Source organism: Paenibacillus sp. FSL H3-0321 (genome assembly GCF_038002865.1).
GTDB lineage: Bacteria > Bacillota > Bacilli > Paenibacillales > Paenibacillaceae > Paenibacillus_AQ.
Map to the genome: position 1 here is coordinate 97,955 of NZ_JBBODH010000001.1, position 16,482 is coordinate 114,436.

The window sequence follows — 16,482 nt, forward strand, 5'->3', positions numbered from 1 at the left end:
CACAATGGAATTCAAAAAGGCAACATTACTGTTGACAGCACTTATTACAGCTTTTTCTGTTAGTGCATGTTCATCTAATAAAGACAATACGCCGACGTCAAGCGCAAGTCCTGCTGCTGCAAACAATACTCAAGGAGCTGCAGAAAACGTGGGGGAAGAGGGGCTTGCTCCTGAAGCTGGCGCAAAGTTAGTAGTCTGGGAAGCTAAAGATGAGAAACCTTTCCTTGATGCGATTGCAAAAGAGTTTACAGCTAAATACAATATCCCGGTTGAATTCCAGGAAGTACCGTCAACGGAGCAACGTAAAAAATTGAAAACTGACGGCCCTGCAGGACTGGGCGCTGACGTTCTGGTTATGCCTCATAATACGCTTGGTGATGCAGTTGCTTCCGGGATTGTCCTTCCTAACGATTTCTACTCAGAAGATACAGTGGCTAATTACCCTGAAAAATTAGTTGATGCCGTATCACTGGACGGTATGATCTATGGTTACCCTCGTAACGTAGAAACGTACCTCTTGTACTACAATAAGAGCCTCGTGAAAGAGGAAGATCTCGCATCATGGGACAACATTATCAAATTTGCCAAGGGCTATAATGACGTAGCGAATAACAAGTTCGGCTTTATGTGGCAAGTGACCGATTTCTACTATAACTATTCATGGATTGCCGGAAGCGGCGGGTATGTTTTTGGTGCTAACGGCACAGATCCAACCGATATTGGTTTGAACAATGATGGAGCTGTTGAAGGTATGAAGTTTTTCCAAAGCCTGCGTGAGGCGCTGCCGATTAAAGGTGTAGATGCTACCGCAGACGTAAAAACGAACCTGTTCCAAACCGGTAAGCTGCCAATCAATATGGATGGCGTTTCCCAATTGAGCAACTTTACAACTGAAAAACTTGGATTTGAAGTAGGAGCTGTTCCGCTTCCTCCTATGCCAAATGGTAAAGCACCGATCAGCTTCTCAGGCGTTAAAGCTTATTATGTAAGCTCCTTCAGCCAATACCCTAACGCTGCGAAACTCTTCATTCATTTTGCCACTTCTGAAGCTGCTGCGAAGAAAAACTTTGAATTGACGGGTCTCATTCCTGCGCGCAACGGTATGGATTCGGACCCGGCTGTTGCAAACAATGAAGTTGCAAAAGCCTTCACCGAACAAATAAAAAACTCCCAGCCAATGCCGAACATTTTGCCTGCAACTCAAATTTGGGGACCATCGACTGCTTCACTGGAATTAATTTGGGATGGCGCAGATGTGAAGGAGACTTTAGACAAGTCTGTTGCTGATATTAAGACCGGTATCGAACAACAAGGAAAGAAATAGATTTCGAAGCAAAATACAAAATTGGCAATTGCCCGCTGAATAAGTGGGTATAAGATGAACTTGAGAATGAGGCGGCGAAATGGCTGGGAAGCCCTATATACCGGGTACTCAGCCATTTTAAAACGTAAGATTCTCAAGTTCACGTTCTATAATTGCTTCATTTAAAGGAGATGTGTCACTGAAGATGAACCAGAATAGGAAGACGGCTACAATTCTCTCCGTTCTAGCAATGGGTTTAGGGCAAATCTATAATCGCCAATACATAAAGGGAATTCTGATGCTCCTATTATATGGTTGTGGATTATATTACATTATCTTTAATCTGAAAGAAGCATTATGGGGGATCTTTACCCTTGGCGAGAATGCGCAGCACTTAGAGCTTGTCGGTAAAATATATAAGATGGTTCCCGGAGATCATTCGATTTTCCTTATTGTTCAGGCCTTGATTGTCCTATTCGGACTTATTGTCTTTGTTTATATGTACATTGCGAACATTAAAGATGCATATACAACAGGGAAGTCCCGCGAACAAGGGATTACACCCCATACATTCATAGAAACTGTACATTATATTAATCAGCATAAATTTCCACAGTTCATTATTGCTCTCCCGCTTGTATTTGTATTGTTCTTCACTGTATTGCCTCTAGTATTCTCGGTAATGATTGCTTTTACGAATTACTCTTCGCCAAAGCATCTGCCTCCAGCCAATTTGATAGACTGGATTGGCTTCGATGCCTTTAAAGAACTGTTTACGTTAAGCAAATGGGCCAAGACATTTTATGGAGTATTCACTTGGAATGTCATCTGGGCAATACTTGCAACACTATCCACATTTTTCGGGGGTTTTGCGGTAGCGCTGCTTGTACAGAATTCGCGTACCCGCATGAAGCCTTTATGGCGCACAATCTATATCCTGCCATTTGCAATTCCGAGCTTTGTCTCCTATTTGGTTATGCGCAACATGTTTAACTCCCAGTTTGGTCCTATTAACCAGTATCTGAAATGGTTTGGTATACAGGGCCCGTCGTGGCTCTCGGATCCAACTTGGGCCAAGGCAACGGTTCTGCTGGTTAATCTATGGCATGGTTATCCTATATCCATGCTGCTCATTATCGGGATTCTGACCACCATCTCCAAAGAGCTGTATCAGGCTGCGGATGTTGATGGAGCATCGGCATTTCAGCAGTTCAAAATGATTACCTTCCCAAGCGTCATGTTCTCGTTATCTCCAATTCTGATTGGTATGTTCGCTGGCAACGTGAACAGCTTCAGCGCTATATTCCTGTTGACTAACGGTAATCCGGCCAATAGTGAATATCAATTTGCAGGAAGCACGGACATTCTGATCACATGGTTGTATAACTTGACGATGAACCAAGGAAATTATAATTTCGCTTCTGTAATTGGAATCATTATATTTGTCATTCTGGCGACCTTGTCTATTTGGAATGTGCGTCGGACACGTTCGTTTACAGAGGAGGAGATTAACTGATGGTTAGTAAACTGAAACTCAAGAATATGTTCAGCACTGTAGTCCACCATATTCTGCTGGCAGTTATCGCCATTATAACCATCTACCCGGCAATATGGGTTGTGTTAGCCTCCTTTCGGCCAGGGACTGCGCTGTACAGTGAGCACCTGCTTCCTGATCGATTTACAATAGAGCATTACAAGGAACTGTTTAAATCATTCCCCTTTTCACAGTGGTACGTGAACACACTGAAGATTGCTGTTGTTTCAATGATTTGCAGTACTTTTTTTGTATTGCTGACGGGTTACGCGTTTTCACGGTTCCGTTTTAAGGGGCGGAAAACCTTAATGTCGGGGTTGTTCGTTCTGAATATGTTCCCATCCTTTATGAGTATGATTGCGGTCTATATTTTGCTCTTGAACATGAACTTGCTGAATACTCACTCTGCACTGATATTTGTATATTCCGCAGGGGCAGCTATGGGATATTTGCTCGTTAAGGGTTTTTTCGACACCATTCCAAGGAGTTTGGAAGAAGCGGCAAGAATAGACGGGGCCAACCATTGGATCGTATTCTTTAAAATATTTATGCCATTGTCCAAACCTTTGGTTGTGTACTTGGCTGTTACCTCGTTTGCAGCGGCATTTAACGACTTTATCTTCGCCCAAATGGTACTGCGTACCAAGGAGCAGCAAACACTCGCAGTGGGATTGTATAACATGGTAAATACTCAGTTTTCTACGCAGTTTACCATTTTTGCCGCAGGATGCGTATTGGTTGCATTGCCAATTACAATCGTATTTATGTGCTTCCAGCGCTTCTTGGTGGAGGGGCTGACTGCAGGAGCCGAAAAAGGATAACCGTTAAATTGTTTAAGGAAGATTGGAGGAGAAGCAGTTGTTTGATTTGCATACACATCACGAACGATGCGGCCATGCTGTAGGTTTGCTGGAGCGATATATAGAGAACGCAATTTCAAAAGAAATAAAGATTCTTGGAATTTCGGATCATTCACCTTATTTTTTCTCGGAGGAGGACAGACCTTTTCCGGGACTGGCAATGGCCAAAAGTGAATTTTTCAAATACGTAGAAGAAATTATCAGGTTGAAGAAGAAATACGAGGATCGCATTGAGCTGCTGATTGGCGTGGAATCGGATGTTTTTAAAGAGCACATCGATTTATATGGCCAAATCTACAGCCGATTTCCTCTTGACTTTGTAATCGGATCGATCCACTTTACATCCCCATCTTGTATTATGAGAGGGCTGGACTGGAGTATCGCTTCCGAGGAAGAACGTGAAGCAGAGTTCAGGCGGTTTATTGAACTCATACAGCTCACTGTTCAAAGCGAGTGGGTTAACATTATCGGACATATGGACAGGTTCAACCGGGGATATCAGTCATTTACTGATTTGTACAAGCCACATATCGCTCCTACGCTTAAAATGATGGCAGAACGGGGCGTGGCTATGGAAGTGAACACAGGCGGCTTCCGGACGGCTTTAGAGGACTGGTATCCAGCGATGGATGTGATTGAGCAAGCCCACTATTATGGGGTGGAAATTACATTTGGTTCGGATGCTCATAAGCCTGAGCGGGTCGGCAATGAATGGGAGCAGGTTCGTGACACACTGGAACATATAGGCTATAAAAGATGGGTTATTTTTAAACAACGGAAGCCGTATTATTTAGATCTCAAATCCTAGAAATCTGGAGGAGTCCATGAAAAACAGAATGTCAGGTGCGAGATTGCTCGGCAGCCTTAAAAGATCGGTCGGAATAAAACTCTTTTTCATGTTTTTTTGCACTATAGTTGTACTGGTATCCATACTTGGAGTAGCTTCCTACACTGTCTCAAAGAATGTTATTAAGAAAAAGGTTGCTGCAGCCTCGTTGCAAACGGTTGTACAGGCGTCAGACAAGCTGGATTTTTTGTTCGGGGTATATGAAGGCCTTTCAAGACAACTGCTGGTCGATCAAGATTTGGCCGGTCAACTGGTCTCCTTTAATAAACCGCATATTAATACGGCTGAGAAAACAGAGCTGTCGAATGCGGTAGTCGCGAACCTTAACAGCATCGTGGCTTCTGACCAAAAGTTGTTTTCCGTAAGGCTTGTACCCAAGAATATGGATAAAACCAAGATTTTTTATTCCAAAGGCGCGAGTTCGCTCAACATAACAGCCAATAATAAGGTATGGCTAGATAAAGTGGTCGAAGGCAATGGACAGGTCGTTTATATTCCTGTGCATAAGAAGGGCCTGTTTGAGCTGAATACAGAGCCCACCATGATGATCGGAAGATTGCTTAAAAATTTGAACAATAAAGATGCGGAATACATTCTCTTGCTGGAAGTTAAAGATCAAGCGTTAACCGATGTGCTGTCCAATGTTAATATCGCAGAATCGGGACAAATTATGATCCTTAATTACGATAATCATGTGGTTCATGCTGAAGCTGCAGAGCTGCTGGAAAGTGAGTCATCCCTCAAAATTCCCGATAGCGAAACTGCCGAAGAAGGCTCTTTCTTTACCAAAGATGAGCAGGGCAACAGTCAGCTTGTGGTATACAAACAGACTGTATTGTCTAAATGGAAGATGGTAGGCTCTGCTCCAGTTAGTGAACTGGTCAAAGAAACCAAAAACATTATCCAAATCACGATGATTATCGCCATACTCTCTGCACTTTTAAGCATTGGTATTGGAATGATTATGATACGCATGGTAGCTAAACCGCTGGTGAAACTCTCTTCTTTGATGGAAGAAGGGGAAAAAGGAAACCTGTCTGTACGTACGAATTTTAAGGGACAGGACGAAATTGGCCGACTGGGACAAAGCTTTAACCAAATGATGGGACAAATTTCCCTGCTGGTGGGGAAAACCAATGATTCCGCGCAACATGTATTGCAAACCGCATTTGAGTTGTCTGAAGTTTCCCAGAACACTTCCACAATGGCGAAAGAGGTCGCTGTGGCGGTTGAGGAAATTGCACAAGGGGCAATGGGGCTTTCGATGGAAGCAGAGAACGGGATGAATTACGCTGACAACATCGGGATGAATATGAATAAAGTGATTGATATCAATTCAAAGATGGAAGGCTCGGCTGATCGGGTGTATCAAATCAGTAATGAGGGAACCGGGTATATGGGTGATCTCATCACAAAAACGAATTCGACTGAAGAATTGACCAGATCCATGATAGGTAAAGTGGATAAGCTCAAAGACAGCACAAGCTCGATTCGAAAAATTCTGGAAGTGCTCACAACAATGGCCCAGCAGACGAATATTCTGTCCTTGAATGCGTCAATAGAGGCGGTCAGAGCTGGTGCGGCAGGGAAAGGATTTATGGTCATCGCGGATGAGATACGAAAACTTTCGGATCAATCCAAAGTATCGATAAGCGTTGTTCAGGACATTACAAACGATATTCAAAAGGAAGTTGAGGAAACGGTTGATTTATTGCTTACGGCTTCTCCGTTGTTAACCGAGCAAATTCGCTCGGTCAAGGAAGCCTCAACTATCTTTGACAGCGTTCGCGAGGAGATGGGCTTGTTTATCCAGGAAAGTGCTTCATCAACGGCTTCCATCAGGGAGCTGAATCAATCACAGTTCATATTATCCGAATCGATAAGCAACGTAAGCGCGGTGGCAGAGCAATCATCCGCAGCCTCGGAAGAAGTAGCTTCTATAGCGACCGAGCAATTAAAAATTAGTGAGAAGCTGGTGTTCCTTTCCGACAAATTGGAGAATTTGTCAGAGACGCTTAAAGAATCCCTGGTTCAATTCCATACGAATAGGGGAGAGTGAATACGAAGGGAAGTGGAAGTGAATGGGTAGCGCAAGCTCAGCTATATGGCACATCAGCTATTGGGATATGACGCTGCGAATTCTGATGGCCTTATTACTGGGCGGATTGATCGGATTTGAACGGGAAGTCAATAACCATGCGGCCGGATTCCGGACCCACATTCTTGTTTGCGTCGGTTCTGCAACAATTATGTTGTTGTCTATCTATGGATTCAGTGATTTCGCAGATCAGCCCTATGTCAGAATGGACCCTGCAAGGTTAGCGGCTCAGGTCATTACAGGTATCGGATTTCTAGGTGCAGGAGCAATTATTCGCATGGGTTCGTATGTTTCCGGTTTGACTACAGCGGCATCCATCTGGGTTGTGGCAGGCATCGGCCTCTGTGCCGGTGCAGGGTTTTATTTCGGAGCTGTTCTGGCTGCATTTCTTGTACTCGTCAGCTTGTTTGTATTCAATAAGTGGGAGAAATACATGTTGCGTAAATATCGAAAATACGAAATGAACATCAAAATGTATAATAGACAAGACATATTAGCACAAATTGTGGCCGAATTAGGGACCCAAGAGATACAAATTTCTGAAATGCTGGTTCAATCCAACCAAAAGAAGGAAGAAAATCAGCAGCAGGCAGTCCTTGTTCGCTTAAATGTCAAACTGACCCGCGGGGATAAAATTATGAGTGCGGTTAATAGAATCTTCACATTTGAAGATGTACTGTCGATTGAAATACCTAATTTTACCAATCTTTCAAAAGAAACCGTTGATTGGGGTGAATCAACAAAGAGAAAACTGGATTTAAACTGAATATTCATAGTAGAATAAACAGATAGGGAATGTTGTTATAGAAAAAAGTTCTCTCATTTTTCGGGGGTGGTTTAAATCACTACTATAAAAGACGTAGCTCTCCTAGCGGGTGTATCGCCCGCGACTGTTTCCAGAGTGATTACCCAAAAGGGCAATATCGCTAGCGAGACCAGGGCTAAGGTTTTCTCTGCTATGGAGCAAATAAATTATGTGCCGGTACAATCTCAATTACAGAATAAATCCGGAACGATCGGCTTCTCGATTGCAAGAGATCCTAAGGACATGCTCGAGAATCTATTTTTTAGCGATGTGCTGTGCGGAATTTCGAATGCGGCGAAGAAGCTGGATTATAACGTACAATTCTCGCTTTACTATAATGTTGAAGAACAAATCGAGAAGTCGATTCAATTGTTTAAGAAGAACCAGGTAAAGGGATTTATCTTTACAAGCGTGAGGTCTTCGGATAAGGATCTATTGTTGAATAGCATGCAGGAGAACAATATTCCTTTTGTCATGATCGGGAGCAGTCTGAACCACAATGTATTTTCCGTACACAACGACAATATCCGTGACAGTTATATGGCGACCCGATACTTGCTTGATAAAGGATACCGCAATATTTTGTTCCTGACGGCGAACGTGAAGCAGGATTTCACCTATGATCGTATTCACGGCTATCAGAGGGCTATTGAAGAGAGTGCGGAAGAGGCTTCTACGAATATCGTTTACTCCAGTAACGAAGAAGCAGATATAACGAATGCTCTGGACAAAGTTCTCGGAGAAGGAACCAGCTTCGATGCGATCCTGACGATGGAACCTATTGTGTCTCTAATCGCGACGAAATATTGTCAACGCAAGCAGATGAGAGTGCCGGAAGACGTCGGAATGCTTACCTTCAATGATGCAGCCTATTTGGATAAAGTGTCGCCATCAATTACCGGCTTGAACCTCAATCCATCAGTGCTAGGAGCCGAAGCGTTCCAGCTCGTATATGAGTTGATCTATACTAATTCGCCAGCCTTAGTACACAAGAGTGTAACAATTCCCTCGGAAATTATCGAACGGGAGTCCACGAATCGTATTGTTGTTTAGACACGCTGTTCTATCACTACAAAAAAAGAAGCACCTTGCTTGCAGGATTTTTATATTCTGTGAGCAGGGTGCTTCTTTAGTTCAAATATAAGAATTTATATGCTTCACGCTATAAATTATCCTTCTATTTCTCACTGAAACGGATACCGTCCTTTTGAGGACGGCGAAGCCGTTTCCACTTGGCCCGGCTTGAAAGTATGGCAAGAACCCGGATTCTCTTTGCCGTTACCGGAATCCATGTTATTTTGATTGGCAGCAGCCAGTCTCCTTATATCCTTCCAGCACCTTTAGATGCTCCCGCCCCCAGCCACACATATTGTCCAAAAGGGTGCTCAGCGTTTTACCGTGAGCGGAGAGGCTGTATTCAACTTTTGCTGGGATACTGGGGAACACTTTCCGTTCAATTAACATGGCCTCTTCCAGCTCGCGGAGCTGTTTGGACAGGGTCCCCTGCGAGACATCCGGAATGAGGCGCCGCAGTTCACCGAAGCGCTTCGTACCGTCGATTAATAAAATGAACAAAATCAGCGGCTTCCATTTCCCCTCGATCGCTTCGAGCGTTGCCAGCACCCCGTCCAGTCTGGGCTCTTGCAGATTCACGAATCATTTCCTCCTCTTCTTGTAGATGTACTTTTATCATACCGGAATATATTTTTTTCTGCATCCTCCGCAGTCTGCACACCGCCTGAAGGTACGAAAATTCGTACCAGGTACGAATAAAGTGCGTACTGGACGACGACACTCTTTCATTTCATAATGAACAAAAATGTACAGAACCTCGGAGGAGAAGCAGATATGGACTATTGGAATTTAAAAGATAAGAAAGTGGTCATTATTGGAGGGAGCTCGGGTATCGGTTTAGCTACGGCTGTGGCTGCCGCCAAGCTAGGGGCGCAGGTCATCATCGCAGGACGGTCGCAGGACAAGCTGCTTCAGGCGGCGGAGCATGTTAAACAGCAGGCAGGAAACGTTATTGAATTCCATGTGCTGGATAACCGGAATGAAAGTCAGCTGAAGCAGTTTTTTGCGCAAATCGGAACGATTGACCACTTATTTACGCCTGGAGCTGCATATGTTCGCGGTCCGCTCACGGCAGAGCGCGATGTTGCGGTCAGCTGTTTTGAGGGCAAGTTCTGGCCGCAGTACTTTGCAGCTAAATATGCTGCGCCTTATTTGTCAGCAACCGGCTCAATAGTGCTGATGTCCGGAGCATTCAGTCAGCGGCCGCTGGATGGAGGGGCTTCTTACGCCGCGTGCAACGGGGCGATCGAGAGCTTAGGGAAAGCGTTGGCAGTGGAGCTAGCCCCCGCTCGTGTTAATGTCGTCTCACCCGGCACGATCTGGAGAGAGGGACAGGAGGGCAGTGCGCGTGGAGAACATTTTAAAGAATACGAGAAGCTGTCGCTTCTGGGACGTGTGGGCTTTGATGAGGAGGTTGCGCATACAGTACTTTACCTGATGACGAATCCCTTCACTACAGGCAGCACCTTGTTCCCGGATGGGGGTTATCTTTTGCAGTAGGATCATCCTCAAGCGAGAGGGAGCGCTTTGCGGACGGTGGTCCCTTCATGAAGACCGCCCTGAAGCATGATCTGCTCATAGGGGAGGGGCGGGTTAGCGATCCGCCACAACATCCGGTCGACAGCGCGATGCCCGGTTTCCGTCACAGGCAACGTGGGCCGGGCGATATCGGGCAGGATGCCAGGCAATACTGCTTCAGGTTCTAGTCCAATCAGGGAGAAGTCGCCTGGAATGGTATGGCCTGTGATTTGACAGGCCAGATAGGTACGGGTCAGAGCGTCCTGTGAAGCACACACAAAGGCAGTGGGGGCATAACGGATGATCTTTTCCTGCCATTTGCCTGTCCAATCCTCCTGAGGCCCATCCAGCTCAAAGATATGGAAGTCATCTAAGGGGGAGTAATATCAGGGTGTCCCAGCCAGTTTTAAAGGCAACGGCATTGGAACACCCTGATATTACGCTATAGTCGGACTGGACAAAGAGGTTCTCGTGCAGGCTCTGCCGCCTAGTATGAAAGCTCCTGACCGGTAACATCACTTCTATGTGATGCATCTCAGACTTATTGATACAAGTTTGGTATAGCAACTTCCGGGTTCGTATCCGCATCATAGTTGATCTCTGCGTTCTCAAAGCCAAACAACTGGAAGAACTCTCTGCGGTAGCCTTGCAGGTCGGTAAGTTCATTCATATGCTCTGTGGACAAAAGGTTCCAGATGCGGGTTACCTCAGCTTGAACGGCAGGCGACATTTCCCAGTCATCAATACGAATGCGTCCTTCCTCATCCAGCGGAACTTCACCACCTGTATAGAGACGATCTGCAAACAGGCGGTACGTCTGTTCAATACAGCCTTCGTGCAGTTCTAGTTCCTTCATGACTTTGTACAGGACTGAGATGTATAAAGGAACAACCGGCAAGGCGGAACTCGATTGGGTCACCAGCCCTTTACTAACCACGACGAATGCGCGGCCGCCATGAACCTTCATCTGCGCGTTAAGCTCTCTGGCGGTGGCTTCCAGATGATCCTTAGCCCGGCCAATGGTTCCGGAGCGGTAGACCGCATCCGTAAGCTCCGGCCCGATATAGGAGTAGGCTATCGTTGTCGCATCGTCTGCCAGCACACCCGCTTCCCGGAGAGCATTAATCCACAGCAGCCAATCTTCACCGCCCATCACTTTGACCGTGCCGCGGATTTCCTCTTCTGTGGCAGGCTCAATAGATACGGTGCTTACTTCACCGGTATGGAAGTCCACCGTTTTATTCGTGTAGGTGCGCCCGATAGGCTTAAGCGCAGATTGATACACCTCACCGGTCTGCGGATCACTCCGTCGTCCAGTAGAAACACTGTAGACCACAAGATCGACCTGTCCCAGCTTCTGGCGAATCAGCTCAATAGTTCGCTCTTTGGTTTCTTGCGAGAAAGCGTCACCGGCGACACTGTATGACTGCAGGCCTGCTTCTTCGGCAAGCCGTTCAAACGCCGCTGAATTATACCAGCCAGCGGATGCTGTCCGTTTTCCATTTGGACTGCTCTGACGATATACGCCAACTGTGCTTGCGCCCGCACCGAAAGCAGAAGTAATTCGGGAAGCAAGACCATATCCGGTTGAGGCTCCAATTACCAGGACATTACGGGGACCCAGAATCTTCGGCCGATTTGTTATCGCTTGTATTTGCTGCTGAACTTGGCTGGCGCATCCCTCTGGATGTGCAGTTGTGCATATGAAGCCGCGTGTTCTTGGTTTGATTATCATGGTATATGCTCCTCACTTTATGTATATTGACGTGACAGGAAACACTTGTTTGTATTCAATACTTCTCATATGTTTATTACTGCAAATTCGACAAAAATACAATATACTCCCTTTTTATTTCAAATGCACAAAAGGAAGCTATTCCTAAATTTTGAATGGTTTAAAAAAGGGGGAGGGTTATGGCTTTTTGGAATACAGGACCAATTGAAAATAACGCATGAAGTCCTCCGTAGTGAACAATCCGATTCGTCCGAGACAAAATAAATCATTGAGTGAATGATGAAGGATAGTTGAATCAAACAAGGAGCATCTGTGATGCACCGTGATCGTTGGAGTCAGACTAACGGATGGGCTCGTAGGCACCATAGCTTATCCACCTTCTTCTTCCATCCATAGTAGCAGTATAACAGATACATATATTTTCATCATCTGTGGTGCGTCGTTTGCGCTGCATGTATGGCTAACGGGAAACGATAGTTGAAAAAAACCAAACCAACTCGGCAGCCGTCCAAAAGGAACGGCTGCTTTTGATTGAACTAACGGCAGGAGAGTTGAATAATACACAGGTATATAATAGAACAAAGATTAGTTATTGACGGAGGGGTTCTATGATATGTTGACTGAGAAGCAGAGATTACTTTTCGAAAACTTAAAAGGAATTAAAGATACTAATGTTGAATTATCAGTTGCAAGCTTCCACCCTTAATCAAACATTCGATGGACCGATTCCGATGAGGCATATCAATTTCTTCGAAATAAGCTGAACTCCGAAGAAGATCTAAAAGCACTTGCTGTAATTCAGAATGAGCTCGTTGAGCAAGTGATTTATCGCATTATGGAAATGATTGATGGTTATGGTGGGTTGAACTTTGAAGTAGATTTGATCGATCAAGAGACTAAGCAGTCTTTACGAGATGGAATACAATTACACGATAAGTTCATGGATCATTTATACAAAACTGAATGAAAACTATAGTGGAATAGCGGTTGCTTCGGCAGTCGTTATTATTTGTAGTAGCGGGCATGATAGTGGCACCGTTCAGTATGAAAGTGTTTGACTAATTTGAATATCAATCTATAATTATGAAAGGAAATTGGACTTGGACAGGACACAGACAGATTGTCCTGATTTGTGCCCTCCTGAATGGATTGAAATGCCGCCATGCTTCAAAATGGCCGAGGGCTATGAGGAAAACGATAATCGGTATAGCTGTATGTATATTCACAGCAAGCTTCCATAAGTAGGAGCTTGTTGTTTCATTTTTAGAAGGAGAACAGGTCAAAATGACACTTAAAAAAAGAATCTTTTTATTGTTCTTTCTCAGTGCGTTTATCCCCTTTATCAGCATATTTGCAATTTCTTACTATACCATTGACTCCATTTTCGCAAATAAGATCGATGATGGCATCCGTAGCAATTTACAGCAGGTGACATCCTCATTGGAGAATTCAATCACCAATCTGAATCACGTTACGCAGCAATTGTCTTACAGTGGCACTGTAGGCAAAAGGATGGATGAATTTTTGAATCCGTCCTCCGATATCTTCGAATTGATCGAGGCCAGGGACGAATTAAAGAGCGAGTTAAGCGTTGTCACGTTTACCAATCCAAATATCGGTTTGACCTTATATTACTTCCAGAAAGAAGGCACTACGCAGTTCGGTAACTTTCCGATCAAGGATCATTTTTCTCCTGAGTCTTTGCCTTTGCTCTTCCAAACCTATGGAATTAAGTACTATGGTCCCCATATCAGCATGAATCGATTCGATGACAAACTCGTTCTGTCTGCTATGCGAAGAGTACAACTTCCCAAAAGGGACGATGCGCACATTTACGTAGAATCCGGCTTTCGTCTTACAGAGGATATCTTGGGTTACAATCAATACAACGGCGCTTTATCTCATTTGATCCTGGATGGAGAAGGCAACATTGTGTACAGTGAAATACCGGAAGCCATGAAGGTCGGGGAGAATTTCTCCAGCTTAACAGTCGACTCTGTGAAGGACGGAATATCCCGCGGGTACCACTGGTTTAAAGAGGATTCCTCACAGAAATGGAGTGTCGTATCGGTCATTTCACAGGCTCAATATCAACAGGAGAAAAACCAGTGGCTGCTTCAAATATTGCTGGTCGCTTTATTTTTCCTTGGCTTTACCGTATTTCTTGCTTGGCTTCTGTGGAAGATGGTCTACAAACCACTCGGACTCTTCCATTCCGAAATCAATGGGATGTCCAAGAATCCACAATCGACAGGGAGCCGAGCTCGAACTCAGATTCCCGAATTTGATTTTCTGCTGGGTGAATTTTCCAATATGCAGCATCAAATCGGTGACCTCTTCAAGGAAGTGCAGCAGAAAGAGAAGATTCGTGCAGACCTGGAAGTGGAAAAACTGCTCTATCAGATCAACCCGCACTTTCTGATGAATACGCTGGATACGGTGCACTGGCTGGCCGTCATGAACGGACAAGGGGAGATCGACAAGCTGGTGCAGTCCTTGAACAAGCTGTTGTATTACAATTTGGGCAAATTAGGGCAAGTATCCACGATGGAAGAGGAAATTGATGCGTTAAGGCAGTATCTGATTTTGCAGCAAATTCGATATGACTTTGAATTTGACGTCCGCATTACTGCAGATGAACAAGTGCTTCAAATTCCTGTGCCTCGCTTTATTTTGCAACCGCTGGTTGAAAATTCGCTATATCATGGATTGAGTGACGAAGGTTTTATTCAAATTGAAGTTACACGCACTGAAACGTTGAACATTATGATTCAAGATAATGGTGCAGGCATGACCGAGGAAGCCATTCATAAACTGCTGAACAATCGTGTAGCTGAACAACAAAAAGTAGGGATGGGTATAGGACTCAATTACGTTCACCGTATGTTGAAGGCACAGTACGGGGATCAAGCACAACTGGTGATCGAGAGTGAAGTGGGAACGGGGACAAGCATACTGCTCATATTGCCTATTAAAGGAGAAGATATCTCGGCATGATTAAGGTATTGATTGTGGATGACGATAAGCTCGTACGCAAAGGCATTAGCTCTGCGATGCCATGGAACGAGTTCAACATGGAAGTTGTAGGAGAAGCAAGTAACGGGGCGAAAGCACTGGATTTTCTGAAATCCCAACCGGTCGATCTAATGTTGACGGATCTTGCCATGCCGGTAATGTCAGGGATTGAACTGATGCATGCTGCGAGGCAGCTCTATCCGGAACTTCATATCGTTGTGTTAACACTGCACCAGGATTTCGATTATATCCAGGAAGCGCTCAGGCTGGGAGCCATCGACTATATAGCCAAAGTCCAGCTGGAGAAAGAGCAATTCGAACATGTTCTGCATCGGATACATACCCGAATTAACGGGTTGACGAACACGAAAATAAAGATGCCTTCACAGAATGCAATTAATGTCCATTATCGAAATGTGTATGCACTTGTTTCACTGGATCGCAAATCAGAACATACGTGGACAATGGAGCTAACTGCGCATGAAGATGAGATAAGGTGGGAGGTTGAGCGGAATAGCTGGATGTGGGCAGTACCCCAGTACGAAGAGGATCAACTTTTTCATCAATTAAAGGAATCCCTGAATCAAGTCCCCCAAAGTACGTTGTTGGTTTTGTCTGATGTACAAGAGCGAACGTGGTCGCAAATCAAAAACTGGATTCTGAATTATACAGAGACGTCTTTATTCTATGCGTACAACCCCAGTGACCAAGTCATTCCCGTTTCGATGAAAGAGGGAGACATATTTTCAAAAGAACCGCAGGATGAGGACATTGACCGGATTAAGCAAAGTTGGTTCCAAACACTATGGACCCATCATGACAGTTACTACAACCAACTTATTGACCAGTTTAAATCATTACGATTACATAAAGGTCAGTTGATGGGATTGCTGTACTCGATCGTTATGGAGTGGAACCACCTTTTTGCCCAAACTACGCTTGGAAGAATCTCCATGATCCATTCTTTCGAGTCCTGGTTCGAGGTCGAAGAGTGGATCAAGCAGACTGCTGCAGGCATTCGAAAGACCGATGAACAGACTTCATATTCACCGGAAATCATCGATGCCGTGAAAAAAGCGGTGATGATCGTGCAACATGATTTGGAGCAGGCATACACAGCTTCAGGTCTCTCCCAACAACTCAACATCAGCCGAAGCTATTTCAGTCAATGTTTCAAAGATCTGATGGGGAAAACCTTTAATGAGTACTCCCGGTTCATCCGGGTAGAGAAGTCCAAAGAGTATTTGCTCAATACGAACAACACGATTTTCTGGATTGCGGAGCGAGTGGGTTATACGGATGAAAAATATTTCAGCCGGATTTTCCGTGAGCTGACAGGTCTTCTGCCAAGCGAGTATCGGCAGCTAGGCAGAGGAAATAAATAGCGGACACCTTCCCTATGACCGAACATCCATTTAATGAGAAAAGTGACCGTATTCCATGATCGTTGTAGGCTGTCATGTAAATGATACGAAAGACATTTTATCGATTTTTGATAAATGAAGGCCGACAGTTTCCTGTTTTAGGAGCTGCCGGTCTTTGTTTTTGATCAAGAATAAGGATAGATAGACGACTGTAGGTCAGTAAGTAGGGTATATGCTCACAAGCTAACCAATGTATTATAATACCGATTGAAAACTGTAACCATTTCTCTATCCAAACGGACGTGCAATCCCTATCTCGATTGGTCTTC

The 16,482-nt window shown here is 44.6% G+C and carries 13 protein-coding genes; 10 read left to right on the plus strand and 3 right to left on the minus strand.

The window, feature by feature from the left end:
- Positions 1–4: 4 nt before the first annotated feature.
- The 7 genes from MHI45_RS00395 to MHI45_RS00425 all read left to right on the plus strand — a co-directional run bounded on the left by MHI45_RS00395 (position 5) and on the right by MHI45_RS00425 (position 8,500).
- Complete coding sequence (locus tag MHI45_RS00395) at positions 5–1,324, plus strand: sugar ABC transporter substrate-binding protein (RefSeq protein WP_076111962.1); 1,320 nt, start codon at positions 5–7, stop codon at positions 1,322–1,324.
- A gap of 184 nt (positions 1,325–1,508) precedes the next feature.
- Complete coding sequence (locus tag MHI45_RS00400; protein ID WP_076111961.1) at positions 1,509–2,819, plus strand: sugar ABC transporter permease; 1,311 nt, start codon at positions 1,509–1,511, stop codon at positions 2,817–2,819.
- Positions 2,819–3,658, plus strand: coding sequence for a sugar ABC transporter permease (locus tag MHI45_RS00405; RefSeq protein WP_083675727.1), 840 nt, complete (start codon positions 2,819–2,821; stop codon positions 3,656–3,658). Before MHI45_RS00400 ends, MHI45_RS00405 begins: the two co-directional genes overlap by 1 nt.
- 37 nt (positions 3,659–3,695) lie before the next feature.
- Positions 3,696–4,505: a histidinol-phosphatase gene (locus MHI45_RS00410; RefSeq protein WP_076111959.1), complete on the plus strand. Its 810-nt coding sequence runs from the start codon at positions 3,696–3,698 to the stop codon at positions 4,503–4,505.
- A gap of 16 nt (positions 4,506–4,521) precedes the next feature.
- Complete coding sequence (locus MHI45_RS00415) at positions 4,522–6,603, plus strand: methyl-accepting chemotaxis protein (RefSeq protein ID WP_083675726.1); 2,082 nt, start codon at positions 4,522–4,524, stop codon at positions 6,601–6,603.
- Between the two features lie 22 nt (positions 6,604–6,625).
- Complete coding sequence (locus tag MHI45_RS00420; RefSeq protein ID WP_341118796.1) at positions 6,626–7,408, plus strand: MgtC/SapB family protein; 783 nt, start codon at positions 6,626–6,628, stop codon at positions 7,406–7,408.
- Between the two features lie 84 nt (positions 7,409–7,492).
- Complete coding sequence (locus MHI45_RS00425; RefSeq protein ID WP_256718165.1) at positions 7,493–8,500, plus strand: LacI family DNA-binding transcriptional regulator; 1,008 nt, start codon at positions 7,493–7,495, stop codon at positions 8,498–8,500.
- A gap of 240 nt (positions 8,501–8,740) precedes the next feature.
- Here the strand turns inward: MHI45_RS00425 and MHI45_RS00430 are convergent, their stop codons facing one another.
- Complete coding sequence (locus tag MHI45_RS00430; RefSeq protein WP_076111954.1) at positions 8,741–9,100, minus strand: winged helix-turn-helix transcriptional regulator; 360 nt, start codon at positions 9,098–9,100, stop codon at positions 8,741–8,743.
- Positions 9,101–9,295: 195 nt separating this feature from the next.
- On the opposite strand from MHI45_RS00430, the gene MHI45_RS00435 reads away from it, so the two are divergent.
- Positions 9,296–10,021 (plus strand): SDR family oxidoreductase, encoded by a 726-nt coding sequence (locus MHI45_RS00435; protein ID WP_076111953.1) that lies wholly within the window; start codon positions 9,296–9,298, stop codon positions 10,019–10,021.
- Positions 10,022–10,029: 8 nt separating this feature from the next.
- On the opposite strand, the gene MHI45_RS00440 is transcribed toward MHI45_RS00435, so the two are convergent.
- Together MHI45_RS00440 and fabV are read right to left on the minus strand one after the other, a co-directional pair.
- Positions 10,030–10,398, minus strand: coding sequence for a substrate-binding domain-containing protein (locus MHI45_RS00440; RefSeq protein WP_083675724.1), 369 nt, complete (start codon positions 10,396–10,398; stop codon positions 10,030–10,032).
- A 182-nt stretch (positions 10,399–10,580) separates the two neighbouring features.
- Positions 10,581–11,774, minus strand: a complete 1,194-nt coding sequence (fabV, locus tag MHI45_RS00445) for an enoyl-ACP reductase FabV (protein ID WP_076111949.1) — start codon at positions 11,772–11,774, stop codon at positions 10,581–10,583.
- Between the two features lie 1,284 nt (positions 11,775–13,058).
- Between fabV and MHI45_RS00450 the strand changes: the two genes are divergently transcribed.
- Both MHI45_RS00450 and MHI45_RS00455 read left to right on the plus strand, forming a co-directional pair.
- Entirely contained in the window at positions 13,059–14,771 is a 1,713-nt protein-coding gene (locus tag MHI45_RS00450) for a sensor histidine kinase (protein ID WP_076111945.1), read from the plus strand.
- A complete protein-coding gene (locus tag MHI45_RS00455) occupies positions 14,768–16,174 on the plus strand; it encodes a response regulator transcription factor (RefSeq protein ID WP_076111944.1) in 1,407 nt (468 codons plus the stop codon). The genes MHI45_RS00450 and MHI45_RS00455 overlap by 4 nt, the downstream gene beginning before the upstream one ends.
- The last annotated feature ends 308 nt before the right edge of the window (positions 16,175–16,482 follow it).